The following is a 22,973-nucleotide window of genomic DNA, read 5'->3' as shown; positions in this document are numbered from 1 at the left end:
GATCTCAGAGAATACGCCCGATCACCGGGTCAAGATAGACGACGGCACTCACGGCCGCACTCGATGCCACGAAGGCGATGATATAGGCGGACCACCCGGCCCGGGCCCGGAGCGTTGCCAGTGCCAGCACAGGCAGGAGGAGAGCCATCACGGCAATGTGGATGGGATAGATGCCGATTCCCAGCATCTCCCCCAGCCGGGCCTCGTCATTGGGATTGACCAGAACCGATATCCCGAACGCCACGGCCCGCATGTAGACGGCCGAAAAGGTCAATGCGAAGCCGAGCACGGGCAGGCGGCGGGCGAGCGCCACGCCGATCAGTGCCTGGGCAAAGGTCACGGCCGGTCCCGCCGATGTGATTGTGGCCTGCCGCCACGTGGCGACATCGATGCCGGGGTCGACCGGTCCCGCCCGGTTGAGCTGGAGATACATGTCCAGGCCGAAGGCCCGGCCCATGCTCCAATGCCCGGCTTCGTGAGCCAGAAATCCGAAAACGCCGACGACCGGCGTGAGGACGGCCAGCCCGATCAGTCGAGATCGTGTCATTCTCCCCTCGAATGCTGCGCAGCCTAGGCGACCGCCCGGGGGAGCTTAAACACCACGTCCTCGTCGGTCACCCGCACTTCTTCCAGTACCACGTCGAAGCGCGCCCGGAAGGCGTCGATCAACCCCTGCACCAGGTCTTCCGGCGCAGAGGCGCCGGCGGTGATGCCCACGGTCTGGACATCTACGATCTCATCCCAGTCTACGTCGGCGGCACAGGACACCAGTTGGGCCCGCGGTGTGCCGGCGCGTCTGGCAACCTCGACCAGGCGAACCGAGTTCGAGGAATTCGGCGCGCCGATCACGAAGACGATATCGCTGCGCGGTGCCAGGGCCTTGACGGCGCTTTGCCGATTGGTCGTCGCGTAGCAGATGTCTTCCTTGTGCGGCGCCTTCATCTGCGGAAAACGGGTCTGAAGGGTTTCGACGATCGCCGATGTGTCGTCGACCGAGAGCGTCGTCTGGGTGACGAAGGCGAGGCGCGACGGATCGCGCGGTGCAAAGCGCATCGCATCGTCGACGGTTTCGATGAGCGTGATCGCGCCGTCGGGCAGTTGCCCCATCGTGCCCACCACTTCGGGGTGGCCGGCATGGCCCACCAAAACGATCTCGTCGCCATTGGCGAAATGGCGCTGGGCTTCAACATGGACCTTGGAGACCAGCGGGCAGGTGGCGTCGACATAGATCATGTTGCGCCGCCGGGCCTCGTCCGGCACCCGTTTGGGGACGCCGTGAGCGGAAAACACGACCGGCCGGTCGTCCGGGCACTGGTCCAGCTCGTCGACAAAGACCGCGCCCATGGCTTCCAGCCGTTCGACGACATGACGGTTGTGTACGATCTCGTGGCGTACATAGACCGGCGCGCCGAAGCGCTCCAGGGCGCGCTCGACGATCTGGATCGCCCGGTCGACCCCGGCGCAGAAACCGCGCGGGGCCGCCAGCAGGAGTGTGAGGGGCGGGCGGGGCGTGCTCATTGGCTCGCAATCTCCTTCAGCGATGGCGTTGCGGAAGCCGCACACGCATCGTATGACCGTCCTAACAAACTGCCCGGCCGCTATCCAGTGGCGGGGTCCGTTCCCAGGACAGGTAGTGCACAATGTTCTCCAGTCACGCGTTTTCCAGTCACGTGCGTTCTTTCGCCGCTCTCGCCCTTGCCGCCGGCCTCGTTTCGGGCTGCTCGACCGTGCAGGAGGCGCTGGCGTCGCCCGAGCCCAATGCCGGTCCGTGTCCTTCCGCGCTGTCGCTCTATGACGCACACCGGGTGGTCGATATCCACGGCGACGAGGTCAATTACGAGAGTGTGGGTTTCACCGGCGAGATTCTCGCCGTCCGGTCGCTGTGCAGCTATTATGGCGAGCGGCCCATTATAGCCAATCTGGAGCTGGACATGGGCTTCGGCCGCGGCCCGGCGGCCAGGGGCGAGGCCCGCACCTACGAGTATTTCGTCGCGGTGACCCGGCGCGACATGGCCGTGATCCACAAGGAAACCTTTCCGATCACGGTGCGCTTCGATCCGGGCCAGGACCGTGTCTACCTCACCGAGACGATCGACGCGATCTCGATCCCGCGGGCCGAGGCGAACACGTCGGGCACCAATTTCGAAATCATTGTCGGGTTCGAACTGACGCCTGAACAGCTTGCCTTCAACCGTTCCGGTCAGCGCTTCCGCGTGGCGGCCGGCCAGGACTAGACCATGCCTTCAATCGCCGAACAGCTCAGCGAACGGCTGGGCGACGCGTTTGCTTCCCTTGGGCTTCCGCGCGAACTGGGCCGTGTCACGCCGTCCAGGCAGAATCCGGATGTCTTCCCCTTCCAGTGCAATGGCGCCATGCCCGCGGCCAAGCAGGCCAGGAAGGCACCGCGCGACATTGCGCAGGCGGTGCTCGATGCGGTGGCGGGCGATGCATTGATCGAAACCGCAGAGATCGCCGGTCCGGGCTTTGTCAATCTGCGTCCGGCCAAGGCCGCCATCAATGCGCGAGCGGCAGAAATCGCGGCCGACGAGCGTGCAGGTGTCCCTGTGACGGCGGCGCCGCGCAAGGTCATGATCGATTTCGGCGGTCCCAATGTCGCCAAGCCGATGCATGTTGGACACCTGCGCTCGTCCGTGCTGGGCGACAGCCTGCAGCGGCTGTTCCGCTTCCGTGGCGACGATGTCGTGTCCGACATCCATCTGGGCGATTGGGGCCTGCAGATGGGCCACCTGATCACCGAGCTCGAGGACGAGCAGCCGGACCTGCCCTATTTCGACGCCGACTATGAAGGCGAGTATCCGTCACAGCCGCCGGTCGATATCGAGGATCTCGCGCGTCTGTATCCCCAGGCCTCGAAAAAGGCCAAGGAGGATCCGGAACGCCTGGCGAAGTCCCGCAAGGCAACGGCGGAATTGCAGGCCGGCCGGGCCGGGTACCGGGCTTTGCTGCGGCATTTCATCGATGTTTCGGTGGCGGCACTGAAAAAGGACTTCGCGGCGCTGGGCGTGCATTTCGACCTGTGGAAGGGCGAAAGCGACGTCAACGATCTGATCGACGGGCTGATCGCCGACTTCAAGGCGCGCGGCGTGGCCGAGGAGAGCGAGGGGGCGTGGGTCGTCCGCGTAGCCCGCGACGGCGACAAGAAGGAGCTGGCGCCGCTGATCCTGGTGACGTCCGAGGGATCCTCGCTCTACGGCACGACGGATCTTGCCACCATTCTCGATCGCAAGCAGACGATCGGTCCTGACCTGACACTCTATGTCGTGGACCTGGCCCAGTCGGATCATTTCGAACAGGTTTTCCGCGCCGCCGACAAGGCCGGCCTGGCGCCGGAAGGATCGCTGGAACACGTCAAGTTCGGCACCGTGAACGGACCGGACGGCAAGCGCCTGCGCACGCGCGACGGCGGTACGTTCCGCCTCGCCGACCTGATCGCGAGTGCCATCAAACGGGCCGACGAGCGCCTGCACGAGGCGGGGCTGGCCGAGGATGTCGGGGCGGAGGAGCATGACCGGGTGGCCCGCATGGTCGGGCTGGCGGCGATCAAGTTTGCCGATCTGCAGAACTATCGCACCACCAATTATGTCTTCGACCTGGACCGCTTTACCAGTTTCGAGGGCAAGACCGGCCCCTATCTCCTCTACGCCGCGGTGCGGGTGAAATCGCTGATGCGCCGTGCGGAGGCGGCGGGCGTTGCGGCGGGGCCGATCTCGGCGGACACGCCGGAGGAGCGCGAACTCGTGCTGGCGCTCGACGCGTTCGGCGCCGCAGTCGAGCAGGCGTGCGAGAACCGGGCGCCCAACGCGATCTGCGACCACGCTTTCACGCTCGCCCAGGCCTTTTCGAAATTCTATTCGGCCTGTCCGGTCCTGTCCGCGGACGGCGAGGGTGAGAAGACCTCCCGCCTGGCCCTGGCCGAGGCCACGCTGAAACAGCTGGAACTCTGCCTGGAGCTTCTGGGACTGGAAGCGCCGGCGCGGATGTAGTTTACCCCCACAAGCACGCTACCGGGTTTCCCCGCACGACTGTTTGGCTTCGCTGTTCCGGGGAGGGGTGTTGCCATGTTCGCAATATGGCCGCGGACTTTGTTCCATGCTTGCCGGATCTGCGCGCTGGCCGTCTGCTTGCCGCGCCTGGATTAACCGCCCCGCATCATTGACTCTCGGCCGCGGAATCATAGAGTCCGGCGCAATCGCGAAGCAGGCTCATGACCGGCTTCGCGGGATCAAACTCCCCGCGGGAGAGACCGGCGAAAAGGCCGGCGCCGAAGGCGCAACCGCCCCGGAAACGCTCAGGCCGAAGGACCGCGGGAGAGCAGAACGCTGGAAAGTGGATGGGGTTTGCCCCATCCCACCGACGGAGCAAGTGGGTTCCGCCGCGATCGGGCGGCGAGGAAGTCCACGGAATCTCTCAGGTTATCGGGACAGCGGGGGCATGGCTTGCAAGCTCGGACGGGGCGTGCAGGGCCGCCTCAACGCAAGGACCCGACATGACCGACACGCTCCAGAAAACCCCGCTCCATGCCCTCCACGTCGAACTGGGCGGCAAGATGGTGCCCTTCGCCGGTTATGACATGCCGGTGCAATACCCCATGGGAATCATGGGCGAGCACAATCAAACCCGCACCGGGGCAGGGCTGTTCGACGTCTCCCACATGGGCCAGGCGCGATATGAGGGCGATGAAAAGGCCATCGAAAGGCTGATCACGGCCGACCTCGAGGCACTCAATCCGGGTGAACAGAAATACACGCTGTTGCTCAACGACAAGGGCGGCATCCGCGACGATCTGATGGTCTCGCGTCCCTGGTCCGGGGGCGGGCTTTTCCTGGTCGTCAATGCCGCCACCAAGGAGGCCGATTTCGCCCATATCGAGGCGGCTGTCGCCGGCAAGGGCAAGCTGACCCGCCTGGAAGACCGCGCGCTGCTGGCGCTGCAGGGGCCGGCGGCCAGGGATGTGATGGAACGCCTGTGCGCGGATGCCTGCAGGATGATCTTCATGCAGTGCGGCGTGTTCGAGCTGGACGGTGCCGAGGTGTTCATCTCCCGCTCCGGCTATACCGGCGAGGACGGGTTCGAGATCTCCGTTCCGGCGGGCGATGCCGAACGGATCGCGCGCCTTCTGCTGGCCCAGCCGGAGGTCGAGCCGATCGGTCTGGGCGCGCGGGACTCGCTGCGCCTGGAGGCCGGACTTTGCCTTTATGGCCATGACATGGACGAAAGCCGCACGCCGGTCGAAGCCTCGCTGATCTGGGCGCTGGCGCGAACGCGGCGCGACCGGGGCGATTTCCCGGGTGCAGATGTGATCGCGCGGCAGATCGAGGAGAAGACCTGCCAGAAGCGCATCGGTCTCAAGCTAGCCGGGGCGCCCGCGCGCGAGGGGGCCGAGATCGCCGACAAGGACGGAAACATCATCGGCATCGTGACCTCCGGCGGCTTCGGGCCGACCGTGAACGGTCCGGTGGCCATGGGCTATATCGATCGCGGCTTCCTGGAACCGGGAACCGGGGTCGACATTCTCGTACGCGGCAAGCCGCGTCCGGCGACGGTCGTCAAACTGCCGTTCGTGCCGGCGAATTTCTATCGGGGCTAATTCAGGGGCAGGAGAGACGCCATGACTACCCGCTATACCGAAGACCATGAATGGATCACCGTCGACGGCGATACCGCCACGGTCGGCATCACCGCCTACGCTGCCGGCCAGCTCGGCGACGTGGTGTTCGTGGAACTGCCCGAAGTCGGCAAGACGCTCTCCAAGGGCGACGAGTTCGCCGTGGTCGAGTCGGTGAAGGCCGCCTCGGAAGTCTATGCGCCCGTCGATGGCGAAATCGTCGCCATCAATGACGATCTCGAGGGCGAGCCTGCCAAGGTGAACGAAGATCCTGCCGGCGCAGGCTGGTTCGTGAAGATCAAGCTGTCCGACGCGGCCCAGCTGGACGGGCTGATGGACGAAGCCGCCTACAACGCACACACCGCTTAAAAGGCCAATCTGCATGCGTTACCTCCCCCACACGGATACCGACCGGAAGGCGATGCTGGAAACCATCGGCGTTGCCTCCATCGACGAGTTGTTCACCGATGTGCCCGACGCGGCCCGGCTGGACGGTCTCATCGACCTGCCGACCAAGCAGAGCGAATTGCAGGTCGAACGCGCCCTTTCGGCCATGGCGGCGAAAAATGTGGCCGCCGGCCAGGCGCCGTTCTTTGTGGGGGCGGGGGCCTACAAGCACCATATCCCGGCGACGGTGGATCACCTGATCCAGCGCTCCGAATTTCTCACGGCCTATACACCGTATCAGCCGGAAATCTCGCAGGGCACGCTGCAGACCCTGTTCGAATTCCAGACCCAGGTCGCGCTCCTGACCGGCATGGATGTGGCCAATGCCTCCATGTATGACGGCTCGACGGCCTGTGCCGAGGCCATCATGATGGCCGCCCGCGTGACGCGCCGGAACAAGGCCGTCATGGCCGGTGGCGTGCACCCCCACTATATCGAAGCGTCGAAGACGCTGGCGAAATACTCCGACGTCGAGATCTCGGTGACCGATCCGGCCGCGTCCGGCCTGGACGAGGTCATCGCCGCCATCGGCGATGAGACAGCCTGCATCGTGGTGCAGACGCCCGACGTGTTCGGCCGTCTGCACGATCTGCGCGCCATTTCCGAGGCTGCGCACGAAAAGGGCGCCCTGGTCATAGCGGTCTTTACCGAATGCGTCGCGCTGGGCCTGGTGGAAAGCCCGGGGGCCATGGGCGCGGATATCGCCGTGGGCGAGGGCCAGTCGATCGGCGTCGGGCTGAATTTCGGCGGCCCCTATGTGGGTCTTTTCGCCTGCAAGGACGATCGCCGTTTCATCCGCCAGATGCCGGGCCGCCTGGCCGGCGAGACCGTGGATGCAGATGGCCGCCGCGGCTATGTGTTGACCCTGTCGACACGTGAACAGCATATCCGCCGCGACAAGGCGACCTCGAATATCTGCACTAATTCCGGTCTGTGCTCGCTGGCCTGGACCATCCACATGACGCTCCTGGGCGAAAAGGGCATCACCACGCTGGCCCGTCTCAATCACGAGACCGCATGCGAACTTGCCGACGCGCTGAGTGCGGTCGAGGGTGTGGAACTGGTCAATGAGGCCTTCTTCAACGAGTTCACCCTGAAACTGCCCAGGCCGGCCGCCCAGGTGGTTGACGATCTTGCCCGCGTGGGCGTGATCGGCGGCGTGCCCGCCAGCCGTCTGTTCCCGGGCCGGTTCGAGAATTATCTCATCGTCGCTGCGACCGAGACCAACACGCCGGAAGACATTGCCGTCTTCGCCAAGGCGCTGAAGGGAGTGCTGTAAGATGGGCATGAATACGCAAGGCCGGCCCACCCGCATGGCCGAAAACGCCGCCACCGGCGGCTATGCCGATACCGTCTCCGGAAGCCGCGGCCTGGAACAGGCCGAACCGCTGATCTTCGAACGCGGCAATCTGGAGCATTGCGGCGTTGACCTGCCGGAACCGAAGGGCACCCGGACCCGTCTCGGCGGACTTGAGCGCCAGGGCCAGATCGGTCTGCCCGGCCTCGCCGAGCCGGAGACGATGCGCCATTACGTCCGCCTGTCGCGGAAGAATTACGCCATCGATCTGGGTCTTTATCCGCTCGGTTCGTGCACGATGAAGCACAATCCGCGTTTGAACGAGAAGATCGCGCGCCTGCCGGGCTTTGCCGACATTCATCCGATGCAACCGGCCTCGACCGTGCAGGGGGCCTATCAGCTGATGGGCGAGCTGGCGCACTGGCTGATGACGCTCACCGGCACGACGGCCGTGGCGATGTCGCCCAAGGCCGGGGCCCATGGCGAGTTCTGCGGCATGATGGCAATCCGGGCCAAGCTGGATTCCGACGGCCAGACGCATCGCCGCCGTGTCCTGGTGCCGGAAAGCGCCCATGGCACCAATCCGGCGACCGCCGTGCAGTGCGGCTTCACCGTCGACGAAATCCCCGCCGACAAGACCGGTCGGGTCGACATGGAAGCCTTCAAGGCCAAGCTGGGCGACGATGTCGCCGGTATCATGCTGACCAATCCGAATACCTGCGGCCTGTTCGAACGCGACATTCGCGAGATTGCCGATCTGATCCACGAGGCGGGCGGGTATTTCTATTGCGACGGCGCCAATTTCAACGCCATTGTCGGCCGGGTGCGTCCGGGCGATCTCGGCATCGACGCCATGCATATCAATCTGCACAAGACCTTCTCGACGCCGCATGGTGGCGGCGGCCCCGGCTCCGGCCCCACGGTCTTCTCCGCCGCGCTGGCCGCCTATGTGCCCGTGCCCTATGTCCAGCAGACCGAAAAGGGGGCCTGGGAACTCGTCGAGCACGCCGGGCAGGCAGCCGGCGAACCCTTCGGCCGCATGGCTGCCTTCCATGGCCAGATGGGCATGTTCACCCGCGCGCTCACCTACATGATGAGCCATGGTTCGGACGGTCTGAAACAGGTGGCCGAGGACGCTGTGCTCAACGCCAACTACATCCTGGCTCGCCTGAAACATGTGATGACGCCCGCCTATGAGGGCCATTGCATGCACGAAGCCCTGTTCGACGACCGCTTCCTCAAGGACACCGGTGTCTCCACCCTCGATTTCGCCAAGGCGATGATCGACGAGGGGTATCACCCGATGACCATGTATTTCCCGCTGGTCGTCCACGGCGCCATGCTGATCGAGCCGACCGAGACCGAATCGAAGGGCGGCCTCGACCGGTTTACCGAAGTGCTCGAAGCCCTCGCCGAAGCGGCCCGGGCCGGCGGGAAGGACCGCTTCCTGGTTGCCCCCGTGCACGCGCCGACCAAGCGGCTGGACGAGACCCGGGCCGCCCGCCAGCCGGTCCTGCGCTGGTCACCCCCGGCCAACGAGCTGGAAGCCGCCGAGTAAACGTCCGCACACGGCGCAAGCAGCGGCCGGCGGATCTCTCTGCCGGCCGCGTTTGCGTCATCATCCCGGCTCTCCGACCGGGAAGGGACGAGGTGGGGCCGGTCCCGAAAACCCATGCCGGGAAATTTCTCTGCAGCGTCCCCGCTGACAGCGGGTGTGCGGGCTACTAAATTATTCCCTGCGCCCCAGGGGGACGGCGGCCCGGTCCGGGCACCGGTCTCAAAGGCGCCGTAAGCGCTTGCAATATTAAGCTGACGTCAGAATCGGTGCGCATATGCAACATCCCGCAGCAGAGTGACACTGCCGCCCGAATTTCGGCGCTTTTGTCTCGCATTGGGGTCACGTTTACGCGTTTAGTGTTGTCTGTCTCGGTTCGCGCACCATGTTGCCGGTGCGCCCTGCACGCGAGACAGGGGTTGGAGATGGTCACGGCGATGAATGATTCCCTCAACGGATGGGCTCAGCGGAACGCCTTCGGCGCGGTCGTTGTGCTGGTGATCCGTGCCGTCTGTGTGGCCTTCGGTATGGCGCTTATGGTGCTGGCGATTCCGCTCGGCTTCGTGACGCCCTTCATTCCGATCGGCCTGCCGATGTTCCTGTTCGGCCTGATCCTTGTGGCGGCGGCCTCCAAGACGCTGCACACCTACATCACCAATACGCTGCGCCGCTTCCCCTGGCTTTGGAAGCGGGTGCGCTTTGCCTTCGGCGAGAAGGAAGCGGCTGAATAGGCCGCGATTCGGCGAACGGCCCTGACAGGCCGGTGAACGGTAGCTGTCCCGGTCCTGCATGCCTGATACCTCTGTGCCGTTGCCCGAGCGGGCAATCGCAATGGAGAAATCAATGAAAAGACGAATGATCCTGGCCGGTACCGCCATCGCGGGCCTGATGTATGCATGCGCGCTGGCCGATCCTGCGAGCGATGCCGCCAGCCTGGATGAGGTGGTGGCGGACTGGGCCGATGCCAGGGATTTCAACGGGGTCATGATGGCGGGCCGGAATGGCACCCCGATCTGGCAATGGGTGTCGGGGACGGCCGATCCGGAAACAGGCCGTGCACTAACTGCCGAAACCCGGTTCCAGACCGGATCCGTCGACAAGTATTTCGCTGCCCTCGCCGTGTTCGCCCTGGTCGAGCAAGGGCGTGTGGACCTGGACGCACCGATCCGGACGTATCTGCCCGGCTTCCGGGCCGATACCGGAGACCGTCTGACCCTGCGCGCGCTGCTCAGCAATCAGTCCGGGCTGCCCAATGACATTCTGCAGGCTTTCCGTTCGGAGCGTGCTGCGGTGGATGCGCTGACGCCGGGGCAGGCGGTGGAGCGCTATGCCTCCGGTGACCTGAAACACGATCCCGGCCGGACGTTCGACTATGTGCTGACCAACTGGCTCGTCGTCCAGCACCTGCTGGCGACGGTAACCGGACAGTCCTATGGCGAGGTCCTGCAGACGCTGGTCTTCGAGCCGGCCGGCATGGTTCACAGCGGGGTCTACACTCATGACCTCACCGAAACCCGCCCGCATTCGGACGATGTCGCGATCGGCCATGACCCTGCAGATCCGGAAGGGCGCGGAGATTACTGGAGTCCCCGTTTTCTGACCGGAAGTTTCACGACGGCGGCCGATCTCCTGCGCCTGGAACACGCGCTTGATGACGGGCAGGTGTTGAACGCCGACAGTCTCGAGACGTTCCGCACAGTACAAGTGCCGTCGGCGCGCTATGGCTTCGGAGGGCGCTACGATGTCTGGGAGATCTGCGGCCGGCCGCAGCGCGTTTCCACCCAGTCCGGATCCAACGGGGCGACCAATATCACGTCTGCCCATATGATCGGCCACGGCGGCAGTGTGGTGATGTTGACGAATGTCGACGAGAGCCAGGGGGAGATGTTCGCCCGCTCGGCGATGCTGCTTGCGGCGATGCAGGGATGCGGGACGCAGTAGGCAAGCACCGGCCAGGCCGCCAGGAAAAAAAAGGCCCGCAGCATGTACTGCGGGCCTTTTCGCATACGGGGTCCGCTGAGACCTAGTTCAGCTTTTCGCCAACGGTCTTGATGTCGGCATCGACGATCTTGTTGAGATCGGTCTTTTTCAGCTGGGTCTTGAGGATTTCCTCCGCAGCCTGGGCGGCGAGTTCAGCGGCGGCGGCCTTCACCTCGGCGGCGGCCTGGGCCTCGGCCTGGGCGATACGCTGTTCGGCCATGGCGGTGCGGCGTTCCAGGCGTTCGGTCATTTCCTTGCGCGCTTCCGCCTTCAGCATTTTCGCTTCGGACTTGGCCTGGGCGACGATGGCCTCGGCCTCCGCTTCCGCCTCGCGCTGCTTGCGCTGATAGGAGGCCAGCATTTCCTGGGCCTCTTCGCGCAGGCGCTTGGCTTCGTCCAGTTCCGCGCGGATCGCGTCGGCCCGGTCGTCCAGCGATTTGGCAATGGTCTTGTGGACGCCAAAGCGCAGCAGGATGGCAAAGAATGCGATGAGGGCCAGGAAGGCGTAGAAGGACGGATCGCCCGGCTGGGCGGCCAGCCATTCCATGATGCCCCCGCTTTCGCCGTGTCCGGTGTCTTCAGCACGAAGCATCATGGCCTATGCCCCCTTCGACTTGATCAGAGTGTCGACGGTCTTGCCGGCATCGGCTTCGGAGACTTCGACACCCGCCAGGGCTTCCACGACCGAGGCTGTGGCCGTGGCGGCGATGCCGCGCACCTCGGCGAAGGCCTTGTCCTTGGCCTTGCGGATGGCGGCTTCCGACGCCTCCTGCTTGGCGGCCAGTTCGGCTTCGACCTCGGCGGTTTCCTTGGCGATCTCGGCGTCGAGCGCCTTGCGTGTCTGCGCGGCGATGCCGTGGGCCTTGGAGCGGGCTTCGGCGAGTGCCTTCTCATACGCCTGTCCGGCGGCTTCGGCATCGGCCTTGGCCTGGGCGGCAGCGTCGAGATCGTCGGCGATCCGGTCGCGACGGTCCTCGATGGTCGTCTTGATCTTCGGCAGGATGAAGCGATCGAGCGCGATGTAGAGCGCAATAAAGCTGATCGCCAGCCAGAAGAGCTGCGACGAGAAATAGGTCGGATCGAACGGCGGGAACACGCCGGAGGCGTGATCGGCGGCGGCATCGGCCGCGTGCTGTGCCGCTTCGGTATGCGGTGCGTGCGTCATGGGACGCCAGCTCCTTTGGTTCTGTGGAGCAATGGATGCGGCCGCGCCCCGTGGACCCGGCCGCAATCCGGATGCTTAGACAGCGAACAGCAGCAAGAGAGCAATGAGCAGGGAGAAGATGCCCAGCGCTTCGGTCACGGCGAAGCCGAAGATCAGGTTGCCGAACTGCTGTTGGGCAGCGGACGGGTTGCGCATGGCACCCTGCAGGAAGGACCCGAAGATGTTGCCCACGCCGACAGCGGCACCCAGCATGCCGAGGCAGGCGAGACCGGCGCCGATGTATTTGCCCATTTCTTCCATTTCAAAACTCCTCTCGAGGATATCTGGCAATCGGTTGGTTGGTTGATGGTGCGACGCCTGCGGTCAGTGACCCGGGTGCAGGGCGTCGGAAAGATAGATGCAGGTCAGGACCGCAAACACATAGGCTTGCAGGAAGGCGACCAGGAATTCCAGGGCCGTCAGGCCCAGCGTCATGGCGAACGGGAAAATTCCGAGCAGATAGCCGCCGGCGCCCAGGCCCGCGCCCAGCATGACGATAAAGCCCGCGAACACTTTCAGCAGGATGTGACCGGCCAGCATGTTGGCGAACAGGCGCACGGAATGGCTGATCGGCCGCGAGATGAAGGAGATCACCTCGATCAGCGTGACGAAGGGAAGGATATAGATCGGCACGCCCGACGGCACGAAGAGTTTGAGGAATTTCGGACCGTTCTTGAAAACGCCGTAGATGATCACGGTCAGCCACACCAGCATGGCCAGGGCGACGGTGACGATCAGATGGCTGGTCACGGTGAAGGAGTGGGCACCCGGCGCCGGGAAATAGGGGAACATGCCGAGCATGTTGGCGACCAGGATGAAGATGAAGAGGGTGAAGACGAAGGGGAAGAAGCGCAGCCCCTCGGCACCGGCGCTCGAGCGCAGCATGTCGGCGACAAAGCCGTAGATGATCTCGGCCACCGACTGGGAGCGGTTGGGCACCAGCGCGCGGCTCGACATGGCCAGCGAGAACAGCACGATGGTCAGCACCGTGGTCAGCACCATGAAGAAGCTGGAATTGGTGAAAGCCAGATTCAGGCCGAAGGCTTCGAACGGTACCAGTTCGTGAACTTCGAACTGCTTGATCGGGTTGGTGTCTGCCACGCCCGGCCTCTCTTCACGTTTGTGGGCGGATCGTCCGCCTGTCTTCCCCAGAAGCCGCCGGACCTATTCGTCCTGCGACTCCGAACCGATTTCCCGCGCAGCCCTTACGACATTCAGCGTGCCGGCTGCAAATCCAAACATCGTTCCGGCCATCAGCCCCCAGGGCGAGATGCCGGCGAAATAGTCGAGCACAAGGCCCAGGGCCCCGCCAACCAGCACACCGCCAAAGAATTCCGAGCCGTAGCGCATGCCGAGCGACCAGGCGGACGCCGGAGCCTTGTCCTGTTTCGGTCTGTATTTCTCGCGCCGCGCCTCGATGCGCTGCTGCAAGCTGTCCAGATCGGAGATGGATGGGTCGCGCTGGCTTTCGTCTTTGCGTGACATGATTGACCGGTCCGCCGACGGAAGAACAGCCCCCCGTAGGCGCGCGCACACTATCCACGCCCCCCCGGCAAGTCAAGCAAGCCCGCAGGTGCGGTAAGGCCCTGATCGTGTTGGAAAAATCGGCTATTCGGCGGCGATCAGCTGTTCCGCGCCGACAAGGTCGACCGAGACCAGCTGGGAAACGCCGCGCTCGGCCATGGTTACGCCGTAAAGCCGGTCCATGCGCGACATGGTCAGTGCGTTGTGCGTAATGACGAGGAAACGGGTTTCCGTCAGGCGGCGCATCTCGTCCAGCATGCGGCAATAGCGGTCCACATTGGCGTCATCCAGCGGCGCGTCGACCTCGTCGAGCACGCAGACCGGCGCCGGATTGGACAGGAAGACCGCGAAGATCAGGGCGGAGGCGGTCAGGGCCTGTTCGCCGCCGGACATCAGCGACATCGTCGCCATCTTCTTTCCGGGCGGGCAGGCCATGATCTCCAGGCCTGCTTCCAGCGGGTCGTCACTCTCGGTCAGGCGCAGCTCGGCATGGCCGCCCTCGAACAGGGTGGCGAAGAGATTGCGGAAATGCCCGTCGACAATGTCGAAGGCTTCCAGCAGGCGGGCGCGGCCTTCGCGGGACAATTCGTCCACCGCCTTGCGCAGGCGGGCGATCGCCTCGATAAGATCGTCGCGTTCCTTGGTCATTTCCTCCATGCGCCGGGCCAGATCCTCGGCCTCCTCGTCGGCGCGGAGATTGACCGCACCCAGGCGTTCGCGGCCCTGGCGGGCCTCGTCGAGCCGGCGTTCCAGCTCGGCCGGGGTGAGTTCGGAGATCTCGTCCTCGTCGACACGCCTGGAGAGGGCGCCGGGCGCTTCGCCCGTCGCGTCCTGCAGGCGTTCAGTGGTTTCGTTCAGGCGCTCCCGGGCACCGCTCAGACGGGCTTCCGCAGCGGCCCGGCCCTCGCGCGCGGCCGAGGCAGCGGCTTCGGCCTGGCGTGCCGCGCTGTCGGCCTCCTTGACCTGGCCTTCCGTGGTGGACGCCTTTTCGCGCGCCTCCCAGGCGGCGCGTTCGGCAGCCTGGACCTTGCCGGTCAGGGCGAGCAGTTTTTCCTCCATCAGGTCCGGCCTGGCGCGGGCCGTTTCCAGGGCCTTGCGGGCCTCGGCGTCCTGGCGGTGAAGGTCCTCGATACGGGCCCGCGCCGATTTGCAGCGTTCCGCCCAGGCATCGTGATCGCGCTTGAAGCCCATACGGCGCTGGCGCCGCAATTCGCCGTCGCGGCGGACGCTTTCCAGGGCCGCGCGCGTATCGGCGGCGGTGCGGCGGGCCTCTTCGGCATCCTCGCGCGCGGCGTCCAGCGCGTCGGTATCGCCTTCGGCTGCCTCCGCCTCGGCCAGCAGCGACTGCGCCGTTTCCAGGGCGGTGCGGTTTTCGCTCTCTTCGGCCTCCAACCGTTCGATGCGCTCGTCCAGCGCGGTGGCCCGGGCGGCATCCTTGGCAGCCTTTTCGCGCAGACCCGAGACCTGGGCCAGGGCTTCGCGTACGGCGCGGTCGGCCGGGCCGATGGCGGCACGGGCATCCTGTTCGCGGGTACGCGCGGCGTCGGCCGCCTCGCGCGCCTCGGCCTCGGCAGTGCGGGCGGTCTCGAACGCCTCGACCCCGGCCTCCAGTTCCTCGCGGATCGCGTCGAGCCGGTTACGGTTTTCCAGCCGCGCGACCGAGGCGGACGGCGCGTCGGCGCGGGCAATCAGACCGTCCCAGCGCCACAGATCGCCCTCGCGTGTGACCAGTCGCTGGCCGGGCTTGAGTCTGGCCGCGGCCTCTTCGGCCCTGCCGGCGTTGATCACGCCGACCGAGTCGAGCCGGGCCTTGAGTGCGGCCGGTGCTTCGACATGGTCGGACAGGGGCACGCAGCCGCCGGGCAGATAGTCCGCCCTGATGCCGGTCTCGCGCCAGTGCCGTGCTTCGCCGGCGTCCAGCGAGGCATCCAGGTCGTCTCCGAGCGCAGCGGCAAGGGCCTTTTCATAGCCCGGACGGGCCCGCACGGCATCGAGGGCCGGCGAGACGGTTTCCTGCATCGACGAGGCGAGCAGGCGTTCCAGTGCCTGGGCCTCGCGTTCCAGCGTCTCGCGCTCGGTCGACAGATCGCGCCAGGTCTGGGCGGCGGTTTCCAGGGCCGTATCGGCAGCGGCCCGCACGGCCTCGGCCGCGTCAAGCTCGGCACGTGCTTCGGTCAGCGCCATTTCGGCTGCCTCGGCCCGGATCTCGGCATCTTCCAGATCGCTCAGCGCAGCGGAAGTACGCATGGTATCGCGTTCGCGCCCGGCACTCTCGATTTCGCGCGCGATCTGCTCCAGGCGGGTCTGGCAGCGGTCCAGATCGCGACGTGCGGCCTCGATTGCAGCGCGCTTGTCGGCGGCCTCGCGGGCACGTTCGTCCAGCACGGCCTCCCTGGCGCGGCGCTGCTCCTCGGCTTCACGGGCCCGCCTCTCGGCCTCGGCCAGAGTGGCCGCTTCGCGTTCGATTTCGGCGTCGAGCTCTTCGATGGCGCGGGCGGCTTCGTCGCGGCTGGCTTCGGCATCCTCGGCGATATGGGTCTCGCGCTCTTCGGCGGAGGCGAGGTCCGCCAGACGGTGTTCCAGGCTCTCGATCGTGCGTTCCACCTCGGCGGCATCGCGTTCCAAGAGGTCGCGTTCGCGCTCCAGGCGGCGCAGGGCGGCGGCGGCCTCGGCCTCCGCCTCGCGGGCCGGTTCGCGCGCAGCCGCGAGAATTTCGGCCTGGGTCCGCGCTTCGGAGGCAGCCCGGGTGGCGGTCTCGGCTGCTTCGCGCTTGTCGCCGAGCTCGGCCTCGGCGGTTTCAACGGCCGTGGCCGCCTCGCGCCAGCGATTGAGCCAGACGGCGGCTTCCAGGGCGCGGATCGAGGCGGACAGTTTGCGGTAGCGCGCGGCCTGGCGGGCCTGGCGTTGCAACGATCCGTGCCGGGCGGTGACATCGTCGATCACCTCCTGCAGCCGGTCGAGATTGGTCTCCGCGCCCTTCAGCCGCAGCTCGGCTTCGTGGCGGCGGGCCCGCAGGCCGGAAACGCCAGCAGCCTCTTCGAGGATCCGGCGGCGGTTTTCCGGCTTGGCGGCGATGAGCTCGGAAATCTGCCCCTGACGCACCAGGGCGGGCGAATTGGCGCCGGTGCCGGCATCCATGAACAGGAGCTGGACGTCCTTGGCGCGCACCTCCTCGCCGTTGATCTTGTAGGCCGATCCGGCGCCGCGGGTGATGCGGCGGGTCACTTCCAGCACATCGGCCTCGTTGAACCGGGCCGGGGCCAGCTTTTCCTCATTGTCGACGGTCAGGACGACTTCGGCGTGATTGCGCGAGGGGCGGGCGTCCGTGCCCGAGAAGATCACGTCTTCCATGCCGCCGCCGCGCAGGGATTTGGCCGAGGTGGCACCCATCACCCAGCGCAGGGCTTCAAGCAGGTTGGATTTGCCGCAACCGTTGGGTCCGATCACGCCAGTAAGGCCCGGATCGATCCGCAACTCGGTGGGATCGACGAATGATTTGAATCCGGCCAGCCTCAGCTGTGTGAACTTCACCCGACCTCCATTGCGCAGCCTGGCGGGTCCTTTACTACCCGAATGCGGCGCTTTCCTGATGCGATTCTAGTTCTCCGAATCGGAACTATTCAGGAAGTGAAGGACGATTCGGCTGAACGAGTCTCCGTTCAATTCGACGGGAACCCGTTCCCCGTCGAGCATCAGCGGCTCGCCGCCCCAGTGCCAGATCGAGCGGCCCTCTTCCCGGACGATCGCCAGCAACTCGCCGCCGATGATGAAGGAGGGGGTGCCCGGGATGCCGTCTTCATTGGCCTGGATCGCGGCGGCGTTGACCGCCTCGTTCATCGCAGGGTCCTGCAAACAGGCCATGAAGGCCTCCGAATTGAGGCCGACCGCGGCGCCGATCCGGTTATAGACACCCAGCACATCGCCGCCTGAGCGCGCCGCTTCGAACAGGGCGGCCTGTTCGGCGAACAACAGGTCGGTGGCATCGAAGAAGCGGTCCTCGGCGGCGCATTCGGCGAGGATGATCCCGGCGCCTGCGAGCTGGATCGGGTTGGTCAGAGTCGGGCGATAGACCCAGCGTACCTGGCCGGTTTCGATAAACTCCTCGCGCACGGCCGGCCACGCATCTTCCTGAAAATGCGCGCAGTGCGGGCAGGCATAGGACGCGTATTCGACAATCAGCAGCGGGGCATCGGCCGCGCCGATGGCGTGATCGTCCGGACGTTCCGCCTGGGCCGGGTTCTGGGCCAGACCGGCCGCCGCCGTACCCAGTAGGAGCGCCGCCGAGGTCAGGGCCGTCGGGACGAGGCGCGACAGGGACATTATTCCGCCCCTTCGCCCGCCGCGCCACCCGACTGGGCGACGAGATGATCGATGATACGGCTGAACGTCTCCGCATCCACCAGGCCCGGCACGGGCTCGCCATCGATCATCAGCTGTTCGCCGCCCAGGAAATAGGTGTATTCCGTATCCCCCGGCGCACGGCGCGATTCCAGCATCTGTCCGTTGAAGACAAAGCGCGGCGTGCCGTCTATGCCTTCCTCGACCGCGCGGTCGTGGGCGGCAACGATGGCCTCATTGATTTCTTCATCGTTCAGGCAGGCCACGAATTCCTGCTCGCTAAGCCCCATCGACCGGGCGATGGCAAGATACTGGCCGCGGGCGCTGCCCTGGGTCTGGGCGGCCTGGAAAATGGCGCGCTGCTGTTCGAACAGCAGATCGATCATGTCGTAATAGCGATCTTCGGGCACGCAATGGGCCAGCGCGAAGCCTGCGATGGCAAATTGCGGCGTTCCGGTGATCATTTCGCGCAAGACGAAGCGGAGCTGGCCGGCTTCGATATATTCCTCGAGCGTCGGGAAAACCTCTTCGTGGAAGAGGGCACAATGCCCGCAGGCCACCGAGGCGTATTCGATCATCGTCACCGGTGCAGACGCACTGCCCAGGCCGCGATCGCTGGCCCGTTCATAGCTGGTCTGCCCGGTGCTGGGCGCGTCATTGTCGCCGCAGGCGCCAACAATCAGGGCGGCGGAAACGGCGACAGCGGACAACGCACGTCGTGTGAGATTCATCGGGAGGCTCCCCATGCCAAAATCAGCGTTCGTCCCGTGCCTTGATCGCACGGCCGAACCGGTCGAGGGCCGACAATAGACGGGCCTCGGGCGAAGTCTCCACCGTCTCGCTCAGTTGTGAAGCGGATTGCGAAGTGTTCATGCGGGTGGATGGGCGCACAGCCGGCCTGGCCGCGGACATGCCCTGGACGATGCGCAGCCGGGTCGGGGCGCGCTGGCCGGCAAAGGTGGCAATGCGTTCCAGGATGCGGCGCGATTCCGCCTGCAGGATGGCCCCGGCCGGACCGCGGGCGCGGATCACCAGCGTGAATACCCCGCCGGAGCGCCGGATGGTTTCCGGGGAACTCCATTGCGCCAGGCGCGGCCCGACAATCTCTTCCCAGTTCTCGCGCAATTGGTCGGTGCCGACACCGAACTGTTTCGCCAGCGGTTTGAGAACACGCTCGGCCGCGCGCCCCGCCGAGGGAGCGGGCCGGATCGCCGGCCGGCCGCGGCGTCTGCTGATAAAGGCGTTTGCGGCAGCTTCCAGTGTTGACGGGGACGGTTTGCGCATCATGCTCACCAGTGTCGCCGTGTTGACGGCCTGTCGCAAGTGCAAAGCCCCATGACCCCGTCCGATCAGATCGACCGTCTGCGTTCCACCCTGCTCGACTGGTACGACCGCGAGGGCCGCACGCTGCCCTGGCGGGTCCGGCCGGAAGACCGGGCGAGGGGGCGTGTGGCCGATCCCTATGCGGTCTGGCTGTCGGAAATCATGCTGCAGCAGACCACGGTGCCGCATGCCACGCCCTACTGGTTCCGTTTCCTGGACCTGTGGCCGCGTGTCGACGATCTGGCCGCAGCCCCGCGCGCGGATGTGATGCGCGAGTGGGCCGGTCTGGGCTATTACGCCCGCGCCCGCAATCTGCATGCCTGCGCCGGGGCCGTCAGCGAAGATCATGACGGACGCTTCCCCGACACGCTCGAGGGTCTGCGTGCACTTCCCGGGATCGGTGAATACACGGCGAACGCCATCCTGGCGGCGGCGTTCGACAAGCCGGCCAGCGTGGTGGACGGCAATGTGGAACGGGTCATCACGCGGCTTTATCGCATCAACACGCCACTGCCGAAGGCCAAGCCGGAAATCCGGCGCCTGGCGTCCGCCATCGCATCGCCGGACCGGCCGGGCGATTATGCCCAGGCGATCATGGATCTGGGGGCCACGGTGTGCGTGCCGCGCACCCCCGGCTGCGCTGCCTGTCCCTGGGCCTTTGCCTGTGAGGCCCGGGCCGCGGGCGACATGTCGCGGTATCCGCTCAAGGAGAAGAAAAAGCCCAAACCGGTGCGCCGCGGCATTGCCTGGCTTGTACGAAGTCCCAAGGGCGTCTGGCTGCGCCAGCGGCCGGACAAGGGCCTGTTGGGCGGCATGATGGAAGTGCCCTCCACGCCCTGGGGCGAGGCCGAGCCCGAGGGCGACCCGCCCTTCGCAGGCGAGTGGGCCGATCGCGGCGAGGTGCGCCATGTTTTTACCCATTTCGAATTGCGCCTGTCGGTGCGCGAGGCCGCCGCCCTGCCGGACTGGGAACCCGATGAGGGCGGCTGGGTGAGGGAAAAAGCCCTGGAGCGCGAAGCCCTGCCCAGTGTGATGCGAAAAGTGGTGGCGGCCCGGTCGCGCTAGCGGCGCGCGCTACTGCGGGAGAGCGCCGTCAGCATGGCGTTGTAGAGGGCTTTCGGTTTCAGCGGCTTGGATACGTAGGCGTCCATGCCGGCCTGCAGGCAGATGCGTGCGTCCTCTTCGGAGGCATTGGCGGTGAGGGCGACGACCGGAATGCCGGCATAGGCGGTTTCGCCGCTGCGAATTCGCGAGATTGCCTCAAGGCCGTCCATGACGGGCATGCGCACATCCATGATGACGATATCGAATGCGCTGTCGGCCAGCCTTTCCAGCGCCTGCAAGCCGGTCATGGCGGTGTGGATCCGCCCCTTCAGCGGCGCCAGGAAGGCCGTGGCGACCTGTTGATTGATGTGATTGTCTTCGACCAGAAGAATGTTCAGCCCGCGCAGCGGCGCGAATTCCGGCGCGGCTGCCAGATCCGACGGGGCTTCCCGCGCCTGGTGGCCAGCGGCGGTTTTGACTGTTGCAGCCCGGAAGGTGAGGGTGAATACCGCCCCCCCGCCCGGTGTCGAGCGGACCGTGACACCGCCATCCATTATCTCCGCCAGATTGCGTGTGATGGCCAATCCCAGGCCCGTGCCGCCATGGGTTTGTCCGATCGAGGCGCTGGCCTGAGTGAAGGGGGCGAACAGGCGGTCGAGCACGTCCGGCTCCATGCCCATGCCAGTATCGGCAATCGAAATCGTGACGAGGCATGTCCCGCCGGTTTCGCCCGAGGCTTCTTCGCATTCGGCGTGAGCGGTCAGGCGGACCGAACCGGTCTCAGTGAACTTGATCGCATTCGACAGCAGGTTCGATACGCACTGCTTGACCCGCAGCGGGTCGAAACTTAGCTGCGCAGGAATGCCGGCGTCGATGTTGAAGGTGAAATCCAGCCCTTTGGCTTGCGCTTCGCTTTCGAACAGGGTCTTGAGGTTGAACAGCACGGTGCGAAGATCGGTCGCGGCCGGGGCCAGCTCCAGCTTGCCGGCCTCGATCTTGGACATGTCGAGAATGTCGTTGAGCAGCGCTGTCAGCATTTCGCCGCTGTCATGAATCATGCGGGCCTGCTCGCGTAGATTCGGATCCTTGGCCCTGAGTTCGATGATCTGAGCAAGCCCCAGGACACCGTTCAGGGGGGTGCGGATTTCGTGGCTTATATTGGCCAGAAACTCGCTCTTGGCCTGGTTCGCCACTTCCAGTTCACGGGTGCGTTCGGCGACACGGTCCTCGAGCTGGTCGATCATCTCCTCATTGCGCCGCCGCTGGGCCTCGAGCCGGCGGGCCAGCGTGCCCAGCTCGTTGCGGGCCTGGAGCGTGCGGGTGAGGGCGGGATTGCGTCCGGCGGCATCCGGCCGCGACGTGCCGAAATGCCGTGTCATGGCGGCCAGCGGGCGGACCAGGCGGTTGAACAGGATCAGATAGGCCAGCAGGCATTGCAGTGCGACACCGGCGATGCCGATCAGGATGACCACAAGGACCCGGCCGGCCTGCTCCTGCCGCAGGGCGTCCCGGTCAATGCGCGAGATGGAATACCAGCCGGGACCGTCGAGCCATGTATAGCCGATGATCCAGTGGCCGTTCGGCGTGGCCACGACGCCATGCTCGTGCGGCTGACCGCTGGCCTCGATGGCGTGGAGAAATCCGGACGTGTCGAGGCCCTGCGAGACGGCCTCGACCGCCTGCGGTGTGACCGGAGCGTCGAGCAGGGCGGCATGTGCGATGAGATTGCCGTTGGCATCGATAATCATGTTTTCGCCATAGGCGGGAGGATTGGCCATGGCTTCGCCGAAATAGGTGCGTAATTCCACGGTTGTGCCGAAGGCGCCGCGGTGTTCCCCGTTGCGCCGGTAGGGTGTGAAACATCCGGTTGTCAGCCATTCTCCGCTCTGCACATAGAGCAGCCGGGCCAGCTCGTCGCAGACGAAGAGGCCTTCGGGATTGTTTTCCGGCAGGACGAGCGGGAAGAAGGACGCTTCGCGCATGTCGAAGCCGGCCGGTGCCTCGCGGCGGTAGTAGGCCAGACGGTCCGGCCGGGCGGGAGCGGAAATAACCAGCTCATTGTCGTCGGAGAAGAAATAGATGTTGTCGATCAGGCCCTGCAGCGCCTCGCCGAACCGGTCGACGACCAGATAGGCGGCCACCAGCAAGCGTTTGCGCGGCAGATCCCATTCGCGCTCGGGATTGAGATAGGCGCCGACGCCAAAATGGGTGTCTCCATCGGGGGCGGTATAGCCTTCGAAAAGCGGGTCGATACTGCGGCGTGTCCCGTCGTCCTGCAGCGGGAACAGGCGATCGAATTCGGCCCGTGCAAAATCATCGTCGAGCGTGGCCAGGCGCCGGTCGAGGGCTGCAATAGCGTTTGTCTGGGTGGCCGCCATGCGCTCGAACAGGGCAGCGTTGATACGGCCGCGTTCGGCGACATAGTCTTCAATTTGTTCCAGCTGCACGCGTTGCAGGTCACGCCAGAAACTGACCGCCGTAATAGCGACCGTGCTGCCGGAAACTACGAGCGAGGTAAGCACGATGACCGCAAGGATCATCCAAGCGATGGAGCCATGGCGGCTCACTTCAGCCTCGCCCAGTCTTCATGTCGCGTGCCCTGATCGGCGGCAGGACACAGGATATAGCATCGGGG

Annotated in this window: 21 protein-coding genes and 1 riboswitch; of the genes, 9 read left to right on the top strand and 12 right to left on the bottom strand. The window is 65.5% G+C overall.

Annotation, left to right across the window (positions count from 1 at the left end; translation table 11 throughout):
- Positions 1-4: 4 nt before the first annotated feature.
- Positions 5-547 (bottom strand): hypothetical protein, encoded by a 543-nt coding sequence (locus tag Q1U94_RS13785; protein ID WP_300545759.1) that lies wholly within the window; start codon positions 545-547, stop codon positions 5-7.
- Between the two features lie 23 nt (positions 548-570).
- Positions 571-1,518 carry a 4-hydroxy-3-methylbut-2-enyl diphosphate reductase gene (gene ispH, locus Q1U94_RS13780; RefSeq protein WP_300545756.1) on the bottom strand — a complete coding sequence of 316 codons (948 nt, stop codon included), beginning with the start codon at positions 1,516-1,518 and terminating at the stop codon, positions 571-573.
- A gap of 122 nt (positions 1,519-1,640) precedes the next feature.
- Here ispH and Q1U94_RS13775 point away from each other — a divergent pair, with 122 nt between their 5' ends.
- From Q1U94_RS13775 to Q1U94_RS13740, 8 genes are all read left to right on the top strand, one after another.
- Positions 1,641-2,234, top strand: coding sequence for a hypothetical protein (locus Q1U94_RS13775; protein WP_300545754.1), 594 nt, complete (start codon positions 1,641-1,643; stop codon positions 2,232-2,234).
- Between the two features lie 3 nt (positions 2,235-2,237).
- Positions 2,238-4,004 carry an arginine--tRNA ligase gene (argS, locus tag Q1U94_RS13770; RefSeq protein ID WP_300545752.1) on the top strand — a complete coding sequence of 589 codons (1,767 nt, stop codon included), beginning with the start codon at positions 2,238-2,240 and terminating at the stop codon, positions 4,002-4,004.
- A gap of 241 nt (positions 4,005-4,245) precedes the next feature.
- A riboswitch (glycine riboswitch) is annotated at positions 4,246-4,335 on the top strand.
- 172 nt (positions 4,336-4,507) lie between these two features.
- A complete protein-coding gene (gcvT, locus tag Q1U94_RS13765) occupies positions 4,508-5,608 on the top strand; it encodes a glycine cleavage system aminomethyltransferase GcvT (RefSeq protein WP_300545750.1) in 1,101 nt (366 codons plus the stop codon).
- A 21-nt stretch (positions 5,609-5,629) separates the two neighbouring features.
- Complete coding sequence (gene gcvH, locus Q1U94_RS13760) at positions 5,630-5,995, top strand: glycine cleavage system protein GcvH (RefSeq protein WP_300545748.1); 366 nt, start codon at positions 5,630-5,632, stop codon at positions 5,993-5,995.
- 13 nt (positions 5,996-6,008) lie between these two features.
- Positions 6,009-7,352, top strand: coding sequence for an aminomethyl-transferring glycine dehydrogenase subunit GcvPA (gene gcvPA, locus Q1U94_RS13755; RefSeq protein ID WP_300545745.1), 1,344 nt, complete (start codon positions 6,009-6,011; stop codon positions 7,350-7,352).
- Between the two features lies 1 nt (position 7,353).
- Positions 7,354-8,928 (top strand): aminomethyl-transferring glycine dehydrogenase subunit GcvPB, encoded by a 1,575-nt coding sequence (gene gcvPB / locus Q1U94_RS13750; protein WP_300545743.1) that lies wholly within the window; start codon positions 7,354-7,356, stop codon positions 8,926-8,928.
- A 434-nt stretch (positions 8,929-9,362) separates the two neighbouring features.
- On the top strand, positions 9,363-9,656 hold the full coding sequence (locus Q1U94_RS13745; protein ID WP_300545741.1) for a hypothetical protein: 294 nt from the start codon (positions 9,363-9,365) through the stop codon (positions 9,654-9,656).
- Positions 9,657-9,768: 112 nt separating this feature from the next.
- Complete coding sequence (locus Q1U94_RS13740) at positions 9,769-10,866, top strand: serine hydrolase domain-containing protein (protein ID WP_300545739.1); 1,098 nt, start codon at positions 9,769-9,771, stop codon at positions 10,864-10,866.
- A gap of 82 nt (positions 10,867-10,948) precedes the next feature.
- Here the strand turns inward: Q1U94_RS13740 and Q1U94_RS13735 are convergent, their stop codons facing one another.
- The 9 genes from Q1U94_RS13735 to Q1U94_RS13695 form a co-directional block, all read right to left on the bottom strand.
- Entirely contained in the window at positions 10,949-11,500 is a 552-nt protein-coding gene (locus tag Q1U94_RS13735; RefSeq protein WP_300545737.1) for a F0F1 ATP synthase subunit B, read from the bottom strand.
- 3 nt (positions 11,501-11,503) lie between these two features.
- The gene (locus tag Q1U94_RS13730; protein WP_300545735.1) at positions 11,504-12,070 is read right to left on the bottom strand and encodes a F0F1 ATP synthase subunit B'; all 567 of its coding nucleotides are present in this window, start codon (positions 12,068-12,070) and stop codon (positions 11,504-11,506) included.
- A 75-nt stretch (positions 12,071-12,145) separates the two neighbouring features.
- Positions 12,146-12,370, bottom strand: a complete 225-nt coding sequence (locus Q1U94_RS13725) for a F0F1 ATP synthase subunit C (protein ID WP_300545732.1) — start codon at positions 12,368-12,370, stop codon at positions 12,146-12,148.
- 63 nt (positions 12,371-12,433) lie between these two features.
- Entirely contained in the window at positions 12,434-13,210 is a 777-nt protein-coding gene (locus Q1U94_RS13720) for a F0F1 ATP synthase subunit A (protein WP_300545729.1), read from the bottom strand.
- 63 nt (positions 13,211-13,273) lie between these two features.
- A complete protein-coding gene (locus Q1U94_RS13715; RefSeq protein WP_300545727.1) occupies positions 13,274-13,594 on the bottom strand; it encodes an AtpZ/AtpI family protein in 321 nt (106 codons plus the stop codon).
- Positions 13,595-13,717: 123 nt separating this feature from the next.
- Positions 13,718-17,164: a chromosome segregation protein SMC gene (gene smc, locus Q1U94_RS13710; protein ID WP_300545725.1), complete on the bottom strand. Its 3,447-nt coding sequence runs from the start codon at positions 17,162-17,164 to the stop codon at positions 13,718-13,720.
- A 66-nt stretch (positions 17,165-17,230) separates the two neighbouring features.
- Complete coding sequence (locus Q1U94_RS13705; RefSeq protein ID WP_300545723.1) at positions 17,231-17,953, bottom strand: thioredoxin domain-containing protein; 723 nt, start codon at positions 17,951-17,953, stop codon at positions 17,231-17,233.
- Positions 17,953-18,702 carry a thioredoxin domain-containing protein gene (locus Q1U94_RS13700; protein WP_300545720.1) on the bottom strand — a complete coding sequence of 250 codons (750 nt, stop codon included), beginning with the start codon at positions 18,700-18,702 and terminating at the stop codon, positions 17,953-17,955. The genes Q1U94_RS13705 and Q1U94_RS13700 overlap by 1 nt, the downstream gene beginning before the upstream one ends.
- Positions 18,703-18,724: 22 nt before the next feature.
- Positions 18,725-19,294, bottom strand: a complete 570-nt coding sequence (locus Q1U94_RS13695) for a DciA family protein (protein ID WP_300545718.1) — start codon at positions 19,292-19,294, stop codon at positions 18,725-18,727.
- Positions 19,295-19,306: 12 nt separating this feature from the next.
- Here Q1U94_RS13695 and mutY point away from each other — a divergent pair, with 12 nt between their 5' ends.
- Entirely contained in the window at positions 19,307-20,359 is a 1,053-nt protein-coding gene (mutY, locus tag Q1U94_RS13690; protein ID WP_300545716.1) for an A/G-specific adenine glycosylase, read from the top strand.
- On the opposite strand, the gene Q1U94_RS13685 is transcribed toward mutY, so the two are convergent.
- Positions 20,356-22,905 carry an ATP-binding protein gene (locus Q1U94_RS13685; RefSeq protein ID WP_300545714.1) on the bottom strand — a complete coding sequence of 850 codons (2,550 nt, stop codon included), beginning with the start codon at positions 22,903-22,905 and terminating at the stop codon, positions 20,356-20,358. The genes mutY and Q1U94_RS13685 overlap by 4 nt on opposite strands.
- Positions 22,906-22,973: the final 68 nt, after the last annotated feature.

The sequence above is a fragment of the Maricaulis sp. genome (genome assembly GCF_030149515.1).
Lineage (GTDB): Bacteria > Pseudomonadota > Alphaproteobacteria > Caulobacterales > Maricaulaceae > Maricaulis.
The sequence above is the reverse complement of the archived record's forward strand: the minus strand, read 5'-3'. Positions and strand labels throughout refer to the sequence as shown.

Excerpts from the sequence above, each read along its gene's own strand:
- Q1U94_RS13785 (WP_300545759.1), bottom strand. The coding sequence starts at position 547 with ATGACACGATCTCGACTGATCGGGCTGGCCGTCCTCACGCCGGTCGTC.
- ispH (WP_300545756.1), bottom strand. The coding sequence starts at position 1,518 with ATGAGCACGCCCCGCCCGCCCCTCACACTCCTGCTGGCGGCCCCGCGC.
- Q1U94_RS13775 (WP_300545754.1), top strand. The coding sequence starts at position 1,641 with ATGTTCTCCAGTCACGCGTTTTCCAGTCACGTGCGTTCTTTCGCCGCT.
- argS (WP_300545752.1), top strand. The coding sequence starts at position 2,238 with ATGCCTTCAATCGCCGAACAGCTCAGCGAACGGCTGGGCGACGCGTTT.
- gcvT (WP_300545750.1), top strand. The coding sequence starts at position 4,508 with ATGACCGACACGCTCCAGAAAACCCCGCTCCATGCCCTCCACGTCGAA.
- gcvH (WP_300545748.1), top strand. The coding sequence starts at position 5,630 with ATGACTACCCGCTATACCGAAGACCATGAATGGATCACCGTCGACGGC.
- gcvPA (WP_300545745.1), top strand. The coding sequence starts at position 6,009 with ATGCGTTACCTCCCCCACACGGATACCGACCGGAAGGCGATGCTGGAA.
- gcvPB (WP_300545743.1), top strand. The coding sequence starts at position 7,354 with ATGGGCATGAATACGCAAGGCCGGCCCACCCGCATGGCCGAAAACGCC.
- Q1U94_RS13745 (WP_300545741.1), top strand. The coding sequence starts at position 9,363 with ATGAATGATTCCCTCAACGGATGGGCTCAGCGGAACGCCTTCGGCGCG.
- Q1U94_RS13740 (WP_300545739.1), top strand. The coding sequence starts at position 9,769 with ATGAAAAGACGAATGATCCTGGCCGGTACCGCCATCGCGGGCCTGATG.
- Q1U94_RS13735 (WP_300545737.1), bottom strand. The coding sequence starts at position 11,500 with ATGATGCTTCGTGCTGAAGACACCGGACACGGCGAAAGCGGGGGCATC.
- Q1U94_RS13730 (WP_300545735.1), bottom strand. The coding sequence starts at position 12,070 with ATGACGCACGCACCGCATACCGAAGCGGCACAGCACGCGGCCGATGCC.
- Q1U94_RS13725 (WP_300545732.1), bottom strand. The coding sequence starts at position 12,370 with ATGGAAGAAATGGGCAAATACATCGGCGCCGGTCTCGCCTGCCTCGGC.
- Q1U94_RS13715 (WP_300545727.1), bottom strand. The coding sequence starts at position 13,594 with ATGTCACGCAAAGACGAAAGCCAGCGCGACCCATCCATCTCCGATCTG.
- Q1U94_RS13705 (WP_300545723.1), bottom strand. The coding sequence starts at position 17,953 with ATGTCCCTGTCGCGCCTCGTCCCGACGGCCCTGACCTCGGCGGCGCTC.
- Q1U94_RS13700 (WP_300545720.1), bottom strand. The coding sequence starts at position 18,702 with ATGAATCTCACACGACGTGCGTTGTCCGCTGTCGCCGTTTCCGCCGCC.
- mutY (WP_300545716.1), top strand. The coding sequence starts at position 19,307 with ATGACCCCGTCCGATCAGATCGACCGTCTGCGTTCCACCCTGCTCGAC.